This is a genomic window from Azoarcus sp. TTM-91, assembly GCF_012911025.1.
Taxonomy (GTDB): domain Bacteria; phylum Pseudomonadota; class Gammaproteobacteria; order Burkholderiales; family Rhodocyclaceae; genus Azoarcus.
The window spans coordinates 1-13,931 of record NZ_WUEI01000048.1; the positions used below are offsets into that span (position 1 = coordinate 1).

A 13,931-nucleotide genomic window follows, 5' to 3' on the forward strand; every position below is an offset into this window, starting at 1 on the left:
GCGCGCTGCTGCTCCTCTCGCAGCCCGCCACCGCCGCCCAGCCGCCTTCCCCCGGCGCCGCCACCGCCAACGAACCCGTCTCGCTCAACTTCCAGAATGCCGACATCGACGCGGTGATCCAGGCCGTCGGCAAACTGTCCGGCACCAACTTCCTGGTCGACCCGCGGGTCAAGGGCAAGATCAACGTCGTCACCAACACCCCGGTGGCGCGCGAACTCGCCTACCAGATCCTGCTCTCGGCGCTGCGCCTGCAGGGCTACGCCGCCATCGAGGGCAAGGGCGTGACCAAAATCGTGCCGGAGGCGGAGGCCAAGCTGCACGCGGTGCCGGTGGGCAAGGAAGGCCGCGGCGCGGCGCAGGCCAGCGGCGGCGACCGCCTCGTCACCCAGGTCTTCGCCCTCAAGCACGAATCCGCCACCCAGATGCTGCCGGTGATACGGCCGCTGGTGGCGCCGAACAACACCATCAGCGCCTTCCCCTCCAACAACGTGCTGGTGGTCACCGACTACGCGGAGAACATCGCCCGCATCGCCAGCGTCATCGAATCGCTGGACGTCTCGCAGGGCGACCTCAGCGTCATCGAGCTGCGCCATGCCGCCGCCATCGACTTCGCGCCGCTGCTGTCACGCCTGCTCGCCGAGCGCGGCGGCGCCAATGCCGGCGGTGCCGGCGCTGCCCAGGTGCTGGCCGAACCGCACAGCAACAGCCTGCTGATCCGCGCCGACACGCCCAGCCGGCTGGCGGCGGTGCGTCAGCTGGTCGCCAGCCTGGACAGGCCCGGTGCCGGCGGCAACATCCATGTGGTCTACCTGAAGAACGCCGACGCCCGCCAGGTGGCGGAAACGCTGAACGCCACCCTCAGCGGCACCGCCGCCGGCAGCGCCAGCCAGCCCAGCGCCAGTCTCAGCGCCGGCGGCAGCGGCCTGGGCGACGGCGGCAGCGCCGGCCTGTCGTCCGCCACCTCCGGTGACAACAGCACCAGCGCCGCATCGACCCCCTCCACCAGCCAGACCCGCGGCAGCGGCGGCGGCAACGGCATCGTGCAGGCAGATGCGATGAACAACGCCCTCATCATCAACGCCCCGGAAGCCATCTACCGCAACCTGCGGCAAGTGATAGACCAGCTCGACCGCCGCCGCGCCCAGGTCTACATCGAAGCGCTGATCGCCGAGATCTCCACCGAGCGCGCCGCCGAATTCGGCATCCAGTGGGCCGCCGGCGGCGTTGCCGGCAAGACCGCCGTGGTGGGCGGCAGCGCCTTCGGCAGCGGCGGCAACAACCTCCTCAACCTCATCGCCGGCGCCGCCAGCGGCGAACTCGCCCTGCCCGGCAACGGCCTCACCCTGGCCATCGGCGGCGGCACGGTCAACATCCCCGGCGTCGGCGAGATCATGAGCCTGGGGCTGCTCGCCCGCTTCCTCGAGAACGAGGTGCGCGCCAACATCCTCTCCACCCCCAACATCGTCACCCTGGACAACGAAGAGGCCCGCATCGTCGTCGGCCGCAACGTCCCCTTCGTCACCGGCACCTACACCACCAACACCAGCAACAGCGTCAGCAACCCCTTCCAGACCATAGAGCGCAAGGACGTCGGCCTCACCCTCAAGGTGCGGCCGCAGATCTCCGAAGGCGGCTCGATACGCCTGGCCATCTACCAGGAAGCCTCGGCGGTGGTGGACAGCACCGACACCGGCAACGGCCCCACCACCACCAAGCGCGCCATCGAATCCAGGGTCATGGTGGACGACGGCGCCATCATCGCCCTGGGCGGCCTGGTCGAAGACAGCTACAGCGGCAGCCAGGAGAAGGTGCCGATGCTGGGCGACATCCCCTACGCCGGCGCCCTCTTCCGCTACGACACCCGCCGCCGCAGCAAGACCAACCTGGTCGTCTTCCTGCGCCCGGTGATCCTGCGCGAGCGCGAGGACTACGCCGGCCTCACGCGCTCCCGCTACGACTACGTGATCGGCCAGCAGCGTGCCAGCGCCCGGCCCTCGGAACAGATGCGCGGCGAACCCGGCCCGGCAGAACTGCCCGCGCTCGACAGCCTGGGCCGCGACACCCCGGCGGTCCCCGGCTTCGCCCCGGTGGTCGAGGCCGAGGTGCGGCCGGTGTCGCCGCAATGAGGACGCCCGCATGAGCGCCCCCGCCCTCCCCTACGCCTTCGCTCGCCGCCACGGCGTGCTCGTCACCGCCCTGGGCGCCGAGCAGGCCGAGCTGCTGCTGCGCGAGGATGCCGCCCTCGCCGCGGTGGCCGAGGTGCGCCGCCACCTGGGCGTGCCGCTCACCCTCACCACCGCCGCCCGCGCCACCTTCGACGCCCGCCTCGCCGAGGCCTACAGCGGCGGCCAGGGCAGCGCCGCCGAGGTGGTGGCCGACGTCGGCCAGGAGGTGGACCTCGACCAGCTGATGACCGAGCTGCCGGCGGTGGAGGACCTGCTCGAATCGCAGGACGACGCCCCCATCATCCGCATGATCAACGCGCTCCTCACCCAGGCGGTGCGCGAGGGCGCCTCGGACGTCCACATCGAACCCTACGAGCGCCACTCGGTGGTGCGCCTGCGCCGCGACGGCGTGCTGCACGACATCGCCCGCCCCCACCGCGGCCTGCACGCCGCCATGGCCTCGCGCATCAAGATCATGGCCAGCCTGGACATCGCCGAGAAACGCCTGCCGCAGGACGGCCGCATCACCCTGCGCCTGGCCGGCCGCCAGGTGGACGTGCGCGTCTCCACCCTGCCCACCACCCACGGCGAGCGCCTGGTGCTGCGCCTCTTGGACAAGGGCGGTGGCCTCATCGGCCTCGCCGAGCTGGGCATGGCCGAAGACACCCGCCAGCGCTTCGGCCAGCTCCTCGCCCAGCCCCACGGCATCCTGCTCGTCACCGGCCCCACCGGCTCGGGCAAGAGCACCACGCTGTACGCCGCGCTGCAGAGCCTGGACGCTGGCCGGCTCAATATCGTCACCGTCGAAGACCCGGTCGAGTACGACCTGCCGGGCGTGGCGCAGATCCAGGTCAACGGCCGCATCGAGCTCGACTTCGCCCGCGCACTGCGCGCCATCCTGCGCCAGGACCCGGACGTGATCCTGATCGGCGAGATCCGCGACCTGGAGACCGCCCGCATCGCGGTACAGGCCAGCCTCACCGGCCACCTGGTGCTGGCCACCCTGCACACCAACGATGCCGCCTCGGCCATCACCCGGCTGGTGGACATGGGCATCGAACCCTTCCTGCTCGCCGCCACCGTGCGCGGCGTGCTCGCCCAGCGCCTGGTACGCCGGCTGTGCCCGGACTGCCGCCAGCCCTATGCCGCCGGCGAGGCCGAGCGCGCGGCGCTGGGCGCCGGCTGCCCGGCCACGCTGTGGCGGCCGGCGCGGAATGAACACGGCGAGGGCTGCCCGGCCTGCCGCCACACCGGCTACCGCGGCCGCGGCGGCATCTACGAGCTGCTGACGGTGGACGACAGCGCCGCCCGCCGGGTGCATGACGACCTGGGCGAGGCGGCACTGCGCGAAGCCGCGCGCGCCGCCGGCAGCCGCGGCCTGCGCGAGGATGGCCTGCGCCTGCTGGCCGAGGGCCTGACCTCGGTGGAAGAACTGCTGAGCGTGACCCGGGACTGACATGGCCGCCTTCCGCTACCGCGCCCTGGACGCCGCCGGCACCGCCGGCCAGGGCGTCGTCGAAGCCGAGAGCGCGCGCGCCGCCCGGGCGCTGCTGCGCGAGCGCGGCCTGTTCCCGCTGGAGGTGGCCAGCGTCGTCACCACCGCCGCCGGCGGGGTGCGCCGCCGGCGGATGAAGGACGCGGCGCTGGCGCTGATCACCCGCCAGTGGGCGACGCTGCTGGCCGCCGGCCTCACCGTGGAGCAGGCGCTGGCGGCGCTGATCGAGCAGGCGGAGGAGGATGGCGTGCGCCAGCTGCTGGCCGGCCTGCGCTCCGAGGTGCTGGCCGGCTACAGCCTGCGCGCGGCGCTGGACCGCTACCCGGCGGCCTTCCCGGCGATCTACCGCGCCTCGGTGGCCGCCGGCGAGAAGTCGGGCGAGCTCGCCCAGGTGATGAACCAGCTGGCGGACTACCTGGAACAGCACGGCGCGCTGCGGCAAAAGACGCTGCAGGCGCTGCTCTACCCGGCCATCGTCGCCGCGGTGGCCCTGCTGGTGGTGATCGGGCTGATGACCTACGTGGTGCCGCAAGTGGTGGGGGTGTTCGCCCAGACCAAGCAGGCGCTGCCGCCGCTGACCCGGGCGCTGATCCGGGTGTCGGACTTCCTGCGCGACTGGGGCTGGCTGCTGCTGGTGCTGCTCGCGCTCGCCGGCCTCGCCGCCCAACTTGCGCTGCGCGGCCCGGCGCTGCGCCGGCGCTGGGAGGCGCGGCTGCTCGCGCTGCCGGTGCTGGGCCGCCACCTGCGCACACTGGATGCGGCTCGCTTCGCCAGCACCCTGGCCATCCTCGCCGGCAGCGGCGTGCCCCTGCTCGCCGCGCTGGAGGCCGGCGGCCGGGTGATCGCCCGCCTGCCGCTGCGCGACGCGGTGGAGGCCGCCGCCGCCCGGGTGCGCGAGGGCCAGGGCCTGGCGCGCGCCCTGGGCGCCACCCGCGCCTTCCCGCCGCTCCTGATCCACATGGTGGCCAGTGGCGAAACCACCGGCCGCCTGCCGGAGATGCTGGCGCGCGCCGCCCGCCTGCAGCAGCAGGAGCTGGAGAGCCGCGGCGCGGTCCTCGCCAGCCTGCTGGAGCCCCTGCTGCTGCTGGTGATGGGCGGCGTGGTGCTGGTGATCGTGCTCGCCGTCATGCAGCCCATCATCGAAATCAACACCCTGATGAAATGAACATGAAAACCCCTGCCTTCCCCCAGCGTCCTGCTACCGCCCGCCCGCGCGGCTTCACCCTGATCGAGGTCATGGTCGTCATCGTCATCCTCGGCATCCTCGCCGCGCTGGTGGTGCCGCGCGTCATGAGCCGCCCGGACGAGGCGCGCGCGGTCGCCGCCCGCCAGGACATCGCCCAGATCATGCAGGCCCTGAAGCTCTATCGCCTGGACAACCGCCGCTACCCCACCGCCGAGCAGGGCCTGGCCGCGCTGGTGCAGCGCCCCCAGGGAGGACCGGCCGCCGACAACTGGAAGCCCTACCTCGAACGCCTGCCCGCCGACCCCTGGGGCGGCGCCTACCAGTACCTCAACCCCGGCCTCAACGGCGAGGTGGATGTGATGAGCTTCGGCGCCGACGGCAAGAGCGGCGGCGAGGGCTTCGATGCCGACATCGGCTCCTGGCAACTCTGAACACCACCCCGCCATGCACGCACAGCGCGGATTCACCCTCGTCGAGCTACTTGTGGTGATGCTCATCGTCGGCATCCTCGCCGGGGGCGCAGGCCTCGCGGTCGAGGGCATCCGCGCGAACGACGAAGCCGATGCGCTGAAGCGGCTGCAGATGGTGCTGGAGGCCAGCGCCGAACGCGCCGAGATCCGCGGCCGGCCGCTGGCGGTGGAACTGCTCGCCGACGGCTACCGCTTCGCCGAGCTGGGCACCGACGGCCGCTGGCGCGCGCTGGAAGAAGGGCCGCTGTTCACCAGCCGGCGCCTGCCGGCCCAGCTGCAATGGCAGGCGCTGCGCAGCGAAGGCGGCGTGCTGCCGGCCCAAGCCGGCCGGCGGCTGGTATTCGGCAGCCGGGCGCCGCAATTCGAACTCAGCCTGCTCGGCCCGGATGGGCTGGTGGTACTGGCCGGCGACCCTTCCGGCCGGGTGCGCCAGCTCGTGTCGCCCCAAGGGAGACCGCGATGAAGCGCAGCAACCACGGCTTCACCTTGCTGGAAACCCTGGTCGCCCTGGCCATTCTCGCCGTCGCCCTGGTCGCCGCGCTGCGCAGCGTCGGCAGCACCGCGCTGGCCACCGCCGGCCTGCGCGAGCGCGCGCTGGCCGACTGGGTAGCGCAGGACAGGCTGGCGGAATACCGCGCCAGCGGCGCCTTCCCCGCGCCCGGCCGCAACGAGGGCCGCGCCCGGCAGGGCCGCAGCGACTTCGTCTGGCGCGAAACCATCAGCGGTACGCCCAACGCCCTGTTCCGCCGGGTCGAAGTGCAGGTATTCGACGGCGCTGGCGGCGAGCAGTTGAGCAGTGCCACCGGCTTCATCTCCCGCCCGCTGCGCTGACGCCGCCATGCTCCGTGCCCTTTCCCGCCGCAACCGCCGCCAGCACGGCCTGACGCTGATCGAACTCAGCGTCGCCCTGGCGGTGTTCGCGGTGCTCGGCCTGCTCACCTGGCGCGCCATCGCCCAACTGGCCGACAACCGCGACCGGGTGGGCACTGAGCTGGGCCGCTGGCGCGAAATCTCCGCCGCCATGCAGCGGATGGAGACCGAGCTGCTGCAGGTCGCGGCGCCTGCCCGCCCCGCCAACAGCGACGCCCCGCCGGCACTGCAGCTGCTGCGCAGCGGCGACGGCCACAGCAGCGAGCTGCGCCTGCTCGCCCTGGCCCCGGACGGCGCCCGCCGCAGCGCCCTGCGCTACAGCGGCCAGCGGCTGGACTGGCTGGTGTGGCCGGACCGCAACGGCCTCGGCACCGCCCAGACCTATCCGCTGCTGGACGGCGTGACCGCGGTGCGCTGGCACTTCGCCGCCGGCGGCAGCCGCCGCGACGACTGGCCGCCCGCCGCCTCGAGCAATCTCGGCGAGCTGCCCACGGCGGTCGAAATCGAACTGGAGCTGGGCGATGCCGGCACCTTCCACCGCCTGTTCGCGCTGCGCTGAAGCGCAAGCGGCGCGCCGGCGCCAACGCGGCGCCGCGGTGCTGCTCGCCCTGCTGGCGATGAGCTTCGCCGCCATCGTCGCCACCTCGGTGATTGCCGACTACGGCCGCGGCTACGGCAGCCTCGCCGGCCGCCGCGACCAGGCCCAGGCACGCCAGCTGGCGCGCGCCGCGGTGGATTGGGCGCGCAATGTGCTCGCCCAGGACGACAAGGAAAGCAACACCGACCACCTGAGCGAAAACTGGGCGGTGAAGATTCCCGCCACGCCGCTGTCCGACGACCCGGCCGACGGCAGCGTGGGCGGCGAGATCGCCGACCTCTCCGGCCGCTTCAACCTCAACGATCTCTCGCCCGGCGGCAAACCCAGCGAAGCCGCCCGGCTGCGCCTGCAACGCCTGCTGGAGAACCTGGGCGAAGCGCCGGACAGCGCGCGGGCCGCCGCCGTCGCCATCAGCGCCTGGATCACCCCCGCCGCCCGCGGCGCGCAGGACGAAGCACCACATGCGCCGCTGGTCGCGGTCGCCGAGCTGGAGCGCATCCCCAATCTGCCGCCCGGCCTCGCCGGCCGCCTCGCGCCCTATGTGACCGCGGTGCCGGCGCCTTCCCGCATCAACGTCAACACCGCGCCGGCCGAGGTGCTGTCCGCGCTGGTCAGCGGCCTCAGCCTGGACCGGGCGCGGGTGCTGGTGGCCGAACGCGAGCGTGCCTGGTTCCGCGACCTCGCCGACTTCGGCGCCCGCCTGCCCGAGGGCGCCAGCCAACCCGCCAGCCAGCTCGCCGACGTGCGCAGCCGCTACTTCCTCGTCACCATCCAGGCCGGCTACGGCGTCGCCGCCGCCCATCTGCAAGCGCTGCTCGACCGCCAGGAACGCTGGCCCGAACTGCTCTGGTACCGCATCCCATGACGAACAGACTCCTCGTTCTCCTCGACGACCACTGGCCGCGCGACCCGGCCGCCGACTGGGTGCTGCTGGACCCGGCCGGCCGCGCGCTGCAGCAGGGCCGCTCCGCCCCCGCCCACTGGCCGGCCGCCGACCGTACCGACGGCCTGCTCGGCGGCAGCCAGTGCCTGTGGCTGGAAGTGGATCTGCCGCCCGGCCCGCGCCGCGAGCAGCCGCGCCTGCTCGCCTACGCGCTGGAGGAACACCTGATAGGTGAGGCCGACACCCAACACCTCACCCCCACCCACAGCCGCGCCGAAGGCGAGCTGCGCCGCACCGGCGTGCTGGTGCTGGCCCTCAGCCGCCTCAAGCAGCTCATCGCCCAGTTCGGCAGCCTGGGCCGGCCGCTGGCCAGCCTGCGCAGCCTGCTGCAGACAGCGCCTGCCGCGCCCACGCGCTGGGTGCTGGCCGGCGACGCCCACGGCGGCATTCTGCGCACCGCGCCGGACCACGCCCTGCGCGCCGAGTGGCGCAACGGCGCCGAGGCCCGCGACTGCCTCGAACAACTGCTGCCCACCGCCCTCGCCCTGCCGCAAGCCGCCACGCCACCGGAGGCGCTGGAACTGCGCCTCGCCCCCGGCTTCAGCCTGGCGGACGGCTCCCGCCCCTTGCCACTGCCGGTAGTGGCCGGCCCCGCCTGGCAATGGTGGGAAGGCTACGAACACGGCAGCGAACTGCTGCATGGCGACTTCACCCCGCGCGAGCGCCACGCCCGCCACTGGCAGCCGCTGCGCCTGCCGCTGGCGCTGGCCGGCCTCGCCGCCAGCGTTTTCCTCATCGCCGGCCTCGCCCACATCCTGCTGCAGCGCCACGCCCTGAACGAACTGGAAGCGCGCAGCCTCGCCCTGTTCCAGCAGGCCCTGTCCGGCACCCCTGCCGTTTCGCCCGCCGCCCAGCTCGCCCGCGTACTGGAGCGCGAACGCGCCCGACACGGCCAGCTCGCCAGCGGCGATCTGCTCAGCCTGCTGCACGGCTACTTCCTCGCCGGCGGCCCGGCACCGCAAGCGCTGGACTACCAGGCCGGCAAGCTGGTGCTGGAGCTGCCCGCCGAAACCGCCGCCGGCCTGCCCGGCCGCCTCGCCCTGCACGGCCTGCAGGCCAGCGCCCAGCAGAACCGCCTGACCATCGTGCCGATGGCCGCCCAGATTTCGACGACCGCACCATGACCCCGACCGCCACTCTCCCGCCCACCGACGCAGTGCCTCCCACCGGCCTCATCCAGCGCAGCCGCCAGGCACTCGGCCGGCTCCAGCCGCCCGCCCGGCTCCAGCGCTGGTTCGCCAGCCTGCAGCCACGCGAGCGGCGGCTGCTCAAGGCACTGGCCTGGCTGCTGCCGCTGTTCGCAGTCGCCGCGCTGTTCGACTGGGTGCTGGCCGAGCAGACCCGCCTGGAACGCCGCCTGCCGGCCGCCGAAGCGGCGCTGGAAAAGATGCGGGAAGACGTGGCCGATCTGGAACGCCTGCGCGCCCACAAGCCACCGGCCACCGTCGCCCCGACCCAGCTGGCGGAAGCGGTGAGCGGCGCCGCGCGGGCTCGCGGCCTGGAGATGGAAGCCTCGGCAACGCCGGACGGCCTCGCGGTGAAAGGCAAGGGCAGCCTGGCGGCGCAGGTGGACTGGCTGGCGGCCCTGCAGGCCGACCTCGGCCTGCACCCGCGGCAGTTGCGCCTGCAGGACGGTCAACGCTTCGAAGTGCTGCTGGCGCCCGCCAGCGACGAAGGCGGACGATGAAGCCGCGCGCCGCCTGTACGCTGCCGCTTTTCTTTGTCCTCACGCTGGCGCTGCTGCTGGCCTGGGCACCGGCGGCACTGCTGGATCATCAACTGGAGCGCGCCAGCGCTGGCCGGCTGCGGCTGGGCGAGGCCCAAGGCAGCCTGTGGCAAGGCAGCGGCCAGCTCGCCGCAGCCGACAACGGCCGCCTGCCGCAGCCCTGGCTGGCGCTACGCTGGGCCTTTCAGCCCTCCAGCCTGCTGCGCGGCGGGCTGGCTTGGCAGCTGTGGGCGGACGGCGCGCCGGCCTTTCGGCTGCAGCTGAACGCCAGCGGCGCGGCGCTGCAGGACATCGCCATCGATGTGCCGAGCGCACCGCTGCTGCGCAGCCTGCCGCAGGCGGCCTTGCAGTTCGGCTGGAACGGCCGGCTGCGGCTGCAGGGGAACAGGCTTGATTGCGGCTGGGATCGGCACTGTCGCGGCCAGGTGACGGCGGACTGGCAGTCCGCCTCGGTGGATGTATTGCCGCAGCAGGCGCTGGGCGACTACCGCGCGCTGCTGCAGGCGGATGGCGAGACGCTGGCCATCACCCTCTCCAGCCCGGCGGCCAACGCGCTGCAACTGGCCGGCAGCGTCGCCCTGGCGCGCGGCCAGAAGCCAGCGCTGGACCTGAGGCTGGGCGGCGATCCGCAACTGCTGGCGCGGCTGCGTCCGCTGCTGCAGCAGGGCGGCCGGGTGGAAGCCGGCACGCTGGCGATCCGCTATCCCTGAACTCGTGCAGACAAACCGGAGCACCGCCCCCGGCGACATCAATCGATGCGGTGGGCCTCGGCGAGGTAGTCGCGGGTGCGCATCTCCATCAGCCGGCTCACGGTGCGCACGAACTCGTGGGCGTTGTGGCCTTCGGTGTAGAGATCATGCGCCTCCACCTCGGCGCTCATCACCAGCTTGACGCGGTGGTCGTAAAGCACATCGATCAGCCAGGTGAAGCGGCGCGCCTCGGAGGCATTGCCCGCCAGCATGCGCGGCACCCGCGACAGGAACAGGGTGTGGTGTTCCCGCGCCAGCTCGAGGTAATCGTTCTGCGAGCGGGCGCCGCCGCACAGGGTGGCGAAGTCGAACCAGATCACGCCCGGCGCCTGCCGGACCACCGGCAGCTTGCGCCCCAGCAACTCGATCTCGCCGCCCTCGCCCTCGATGGCGGCGAGGCGGTGGAACTGCTCCTTCATCTGCCGATCCGCTTCCTCGTCCGCCGGCACCAGGTAGATCTCGATCTTCTCCAGCGTGCGCAGGCGGTAGTCGGTGCCGTGATCGACCTCGAAGACGTCGAAGCGGCGCTTGATCATCTCTATGGTGGGCAGGAAGTTCACCCGCATCAGGCCGTTGGGGTAGAGACCGTCCGGCGGGTAGTTGGAGGTCATCACGAAGATCACGCCGCGGGCGAACAACGCCTCCAGCAGGCGGCCGAGGATCATCGCGTCGGCGATGTCGGAGACGTGGAACTCGTCGAAGCACAGCAGGCGGGTCTGGCGGGCGATGCGCTCGGCCACCTTCTGCAGCGGATCGGGCTCGTGGTTGTGGTCCTTGAGGTCGTTCTGCACTTCCTGCATGAAGGCGTGGAAGTGCACCCGGCGCTTGCGCTTGTAGGGCACCGCGTCGAAGAAGCAGTCCATCAGGAAGCTCTTGCCACGGCCTACGCCGCCCCAGAAATACACGCTGCGCGGCATGCGCGGCTTGTTGAACAGCCGGCGCAGCGTGCTGCTGCGCGCCGCCTTGAAGCAGATGAGCTCGGTGTAAAGATTCTGCAGCCGCTGAACCGCGGCGCGTTGTGCTGGGTCGGACTTGAAGCCCCGGGCGCGCAGCTGGGCCTCGTAGGCCTCCAGCATGCCGTGTTCGGGAACGTTGAGGGTGCGATGGGGCATGGTGTGGAAAGGCGACGCCGCGGCGGCCTCTCCAGCCCCCGCGTTCGGCCGCGGTGGCACGAATCGAAAGCGCGATTGTAGAGCAAGGCGCCACCATTTTCCGTCCGGCGGGCCGGCTTGCCCCTCACCCGGGCGGACGCTATGCTGCAATGCAACACATACATACTCAGTCGCGGCGCCAAAGCAGCGCCGCCTGCCTTCCCCCGATACAGACCGGAGACCTCACCCGTGGATCTCGCCACTCCGCCGCTCACGCCCGAATTGCCCGGCTTGTCCCTGCTCTCCGCCAGCCTCTCGAACGCAGGCCAGATCTTCAGAATGCAGTTCGAGACCTTTGCCGCCGCCTCCGAATACCTCTATGACCGCTTCCAGCGGCATTGGCTGACGGCGGACGTGCTGCGCGAGCGCGGCAACCAGTACCTCGCCCACGCACGCTCGGGCAAGCCGCCGGTGCTGGCCTTCGACTACGAGATCATCATGGACGGGCGCACCCTGCCCGATCCGGCCAACTACGCGCTGGCGCGCATCCATCCGCCGGCCGGCAGTCCGCCCACCGACCCGGCCAAGCGCCCCTTCGTCGTCATCGATCCGCGCGCCGGGCATGGGCCGGGCATAGGCGGTTTCAAGATCGACAGCGGCATCGGCATCGCCATGCGCGAAGGCCACCCGTGCTACTTCGTGATGTTCTTCCCCACGCCTGAACCGGGCCAGACCATCGAGTCGGTGACCAAGGCGGAGTACGCCTTCCTCGCCCGGGTGAACGAGATGCATCCGGACGCCAGCCAGCCGCTGGTGATCGGCAACTGCCAGGGCGGCTGGGCACTGATGATGCTGGCCGCCGCCGCGCCCAAGGTGGTCGGCCCCATCCTGCTGGCCGGTTCGCCGGTGTCCTACTGGGCCGGCGTACGCGGCAAGAACCCGATGCGCTACAGCGGCGGCCTGCTAGGCGGCACCTGGCTGGCCTCTTTCGCCGGCGACCTTGGCAACGGCCGCTTCGACGGCGCCTACCTGGTCAACAACTTCGAGCTGCTGAACCCGGCCAACACATTCTGGGGCAAGCCCTACAACCTGTTCGCCAACATCGATACCGAGCGCGAGCGCTTCCTCGAATTCGAACGCTGGTGGGGCGGCCACTTCCTGCTCAACAAGGCGGAGATGGAGTGGATCACGCAGAACCTCTTCGTCGGCAATCGCCTGAGCGCCGGCGATGTGGTGTCCGCCAATGGCCGCACCCGCATCGATCTGCGCAACATCCGCTCTCCCATCGTGGTGTTCGCCTCCTGGGGCGACAACATCACTCCGCCGCAACAGGCGCTGAACTGGATTCCGGACCTCTACGACAGCGTGGAGGACATCCGCCTCAACGAGCAGACCATCGTCTATTGCCTGCACGAGAAGATCGGCCATCTCGGCATCTTCGTCTCCGGCGCGGTGGCACGCCGGGAGACGGACAAGCTGGTCGGCACGCTGGAACTGATCGACGTGCTGCCGCCCGGCCTCTACGAAGCGGTGATCGAGGACACCCGCCCCGACATGCCCGGCCGGGAGTACGTACGCGGCCGCTTCCATGTGCGCTTCGAGCCGCGCACCATGAGCGACATCCTGGCGCTGGACGACGGCCGCGAGGATGAGCGCGCCTTCGAGGTGGTGAAGCGGGTGGCCGGCGTCAACCAGGGCCTGTACGACACCTTCGTTTCGCCCTGGCTGCGGCTGATGAGCAACGAGCTTACCGCCGAGACCACACGCAACCTCAATCCCGCCCGCTTCGAGCGGCTGTGGTTCTCCGACGCCAACCCGCTGTGCTGGCCGCTGGCGCCGCTGGCCGGCCTGGTGCGGCACAAGCGCGTCGCCGCCAAGCCTGACAATCCCTTCGTGCAGGCGGAGAAGCGCGTCTCCGGCGCGGTGGAAGATGCCCTCGACCACTACCGGGACGTGCGCGACCGCATGCAGGAGCAACTTTTCACCACCGTCTACGAATCCCCGCTGCTGCAGGCCCTGGTCGGCCTGGGCCAGGGGGTGGTCCGCCGACGCGAGCAGGCTCACACCTGGATGGAGGAAGAATTCCGCAAGCTGCAGCGCAATGCGCTGGACGGTGCCTTCGACAGTGGCAGCACGCTGGACGGCATGGTGCGCACCATCTTCTTCACCAAGCCGGACATGCTCGGCTTCGACGAGCGCCCCTTCAACCTGCTGCGGGAAGAGCTGGCCAAGGCGGGGGTCACGCCCAGCCGCGCGGCCATTGCCGACCTCAAGCAGACGCTGAAGCATCAGGCCCTGCTCTTCCTGCTGGACGAGGACCGCGCGCTGGCCGGCCTGCCCGCGCTGCTACCTACCGAGGAGCTGCGACGCAAGGCGCTGGAGACCGCCTACTCCCTCGCCCGTGCCCGCGGCGATCTCGGCGGCGACACCTTCCAGCAACGATACGCCCGCGTCGCCCAGCGGCTCGGCCTGCCGACCGCTCTGCCCAGCGCGGAGCCGGAACCGGCATCCACCAAAGCCGAGGCCGAAACCCCGCCGGCCGCCAAGCCGGCCCGTCGCAGCCGGGCGAAGAAGGCGCAGTAAACGCAGAAAGGGCGGAAGCCTCTCGCGGCCTCCGCCCTTTCGTTCTGCGGCAACC

General features: G+C 71.6%; 13 protein-coding genes. 12 read left to right on the plus strand and 1 reads right to left on the minus strand.

The genetic code is table 11. The features are described from left to right. The first annotated feature begins 104 nt into the window (after positions 1-104). Genes gspD through gspN form a run of 11 tightly spaced genes read left to right on the plus strand, consistent with a single transcriptional unit; the run spans position 105 to position 10,163 of the window. Positions 105-2,126: a type II secretion system secretin GspD gene (gene gspD, locus GRF61_RS13915; protein WP_348982400.1), complete on the plus strand. Its 2,022-nt coding sequence runs from the start codon at positions 105-107 to the stop codon at positions 2,124-2,126. A gap of 10 nt (positions 2,127-2,136) precedes the next feature. Further along, positions 2,137-3,621 (plus strand): type II secretion system ATPase GspE, encoded by a 1,485-nt coding sequence (gspE, locus tag GRF61_RS13920; RefSeq protein WP_169151240.1) that lies wholly within the window; start codon positions 2,137-2,139, stop codon positions 3,619-3,621. A gap of 1 nt (position 3,622) precedes the next feature. Then, positions 3,623-4,825, plus strand: coding sequence for a type II secretion system inner membrane protein GspF (gene gspF, locus GRF61_RS13925; RefSeq protein WP_169151241.1), 1,203 nt, complete (start codon positions 3,623-3,625; stop codon positions 4,823-4,825). Between the two features lie 2 nt (positions 4,826-4,827). Beyond that, positions 4,828-5,277, plus strand: coding sequence for a type II secretion system major pseudopilin GspG (gene gspG / locus GRF61_RS13930; RefSeq protein WP_169151242.1), 450 nt, complete (start codon positions 4,828-4,830; stop codon positions 5,275-5,277). Positions 5,278-5,290: 13 nt separating this feature from the next. Next, a complete protein-coding gene (locus GRF61_RS13935) occupies positions 5,291-5,779 on the plus strand; it encodes a prepilin-type N-terminal cleavage/methylation domain-containing protein (protein ID WP_169151243.1) in 489 nt (162 codons plus the stop codon). Then, entirely contained in the window at positions 5,776-6,147 is a 372-nt protein-coding gene (gspI, locus tag GRF61_RS13940; protein ID WP_169151244.1) for a type II secretion system minor pseudopilin GspI, read from the plus strand. The genes GRF61_RS13935 and gspI overlap by 4 nt, the downstream gene beginning before the upstream one ends. Before the next feature lie 7 nt (positions 6,148-6,154). After that, positions 6,155-6,745, plus strand: coding sequence for a type II secretion system minor pseudopilin GspJ (gene gspJ, locus GRF61_RS13945; RefSeq protein WP_169151245.1), 591 nt, complete (start codon positions 6,155-6,157; stop codon positions 6,743-6,745). Next, positions 6,708-7,649, plus strand: coding sequence for a type II secretion system minor pseudopilin GspK (gspK, locus tag GRF61_RS13950; RefSeq protein WP_169151246.1), 942 nt, complete (start codon positions 6,708-6,710; stop codon positions 7,647-7,649). The genes gspJ and gspK overlap by 38 nt, the downstream gene beginning before the upstream one ends. After that, on the plus strand, positions 7,646-8,851 hold the full coding sequence (gene gspL / locus GRF61_RS13955; RefSeq protein WP_169151247.1) for a type II secretion system protein GspL: 1,206 nt from the start codon (positions 7,646-7,648) through the stop codon (positions 8,849-8,851). The genes gspK and gspL overlap by 4 nt, the downstream gene beginning before the upstream one ends. Further along, entirely contained in the window at positions 8,848-9,414 is a 567-nt protein-coding gene (gene gspM / locus GRF61_RS13960) for a type II secretion system protein GspM (protein WP_169151248.1), read from the plus strand. Before gspL ends, gspM begins: the two co-directional genes overlap by 4 nt. After that, complete coding sequence (gene gspN / locus GRF61_RS13965; RefSeq protein WP_169151249.1) at positions 9,411-10,163, plus strand: type II secretion system protein N; 753 nt, start codon at positions 9,411-9,413, stop codon at positions 10,161-10,163. Before gspM ends, gspN begins: the two co-directional genes overlap by 4 nt. A 38-nt stretch (positions 10,164-10,201) precedes the next feature. Here the strand turns inward: gspN and zapE are convergent, their stop codons facing one another. Further along, the gene (zapE, locus tag GRF61_RS13970; protein ID WP_169151250.1) at positions 10,202-11,314 is read right to left on the minus strand and encodes a cell division protein ZapE; all 1,113 of its coding nucleotides are present in this window, start codon (positions 11,312-11,314) and stop codon (positions 10,202-10,204) included. A gap of 228 nt (positions 11,315-11,542) precedes the next feature. Between zapE and GRF61_RS13975 the strand changes: the two genes are divergently transcribed. Further along, positions 11,543-13,876 carry a DUF3141 domain-containing protein gene (locus tag GRF61_RS13975; protein ID WP_348982399.1) on the plus strand — a complete coding sequence of 778 codons (2,334 nt, stop codon included), beginning with the start codon at positions 11,543-11,545 and terminating at the stop codon, positions 13,874-13,876. The last annotated feature ends 55 nt before the right edge of the window (positions 13,877-13,931 follow it).

Coding starts and splice junctions, on each gene's coding strand:
- gspJ (WP_169151245.1), top strand. CDS start 6,155: ATGCTCCGTGCCCTTTCCCGCCGCAACCGCCGCCAGCACGGCCTGACG.
- gspN (WP_169151249.1), top strand. CDS start 9,411: ATGAAGCCGCGCGCCGCCTGTACGCTGCCGCTTTTCTTTGTCCTCACG.
- gspK (WP_169151246.1), top strand. CDS start 6,708: ATGCCGGCACCTTCCACCGCCTGTTCGCGCTGCGCTGAAGCGCAAGCG.
- zapE (WP_169151250.1), bottom strand. CDS start 11,314: ATGCCCCATCGCACCCTCAACGTTCCCGAACACGGCATGCTGGAGGCC.
- gspM (WP_169151248.1), top strand. CDS start 8,848: ATGACCCCGACCGCCACTCTCCCGCCCACCGACGCAGTGCCTCCCACC.
- gspE (WP_169151240.1), top strand. CDS start 2,137: ATGAGCGCCCCCGCCCTCCCCTACGCCTTCGCTCGCCGCCACGGCGTG.
- gspL (WP_169151247.1), top strand. CDS start 7,646: ATGACGAACAGACTCCTCGTTCTCCTCGACGACCACTGGCCGCGCGAC.
- gspF (WP_169151241.1), top strand. CDS start 3,623: ATGGCCGCCTTCCGCTACCGCGCCCTGGACGCCGCCGGCACCGCCGGC.
- gspI (WP_169151244.1), top strand. CDS start 5,776: ATGAAGCGCAGCAACCACGGCTTCACCTTGCTGGAAACCCTGGTCGCC.
- GRF61_RS13935 (WP_169151243.1), top strand. CDS start 5,291: ATGCACGCACAGCGCGGATTCACCCTCGTCGAGCTACTTGTGGTGATG.
- gspG (WP_169151242.1), top strand. CDS start 4,828: ATGAAAACCCCTGCCTTCCCCCAGCGTCCTGCTACCGCCCGCCCGCGC.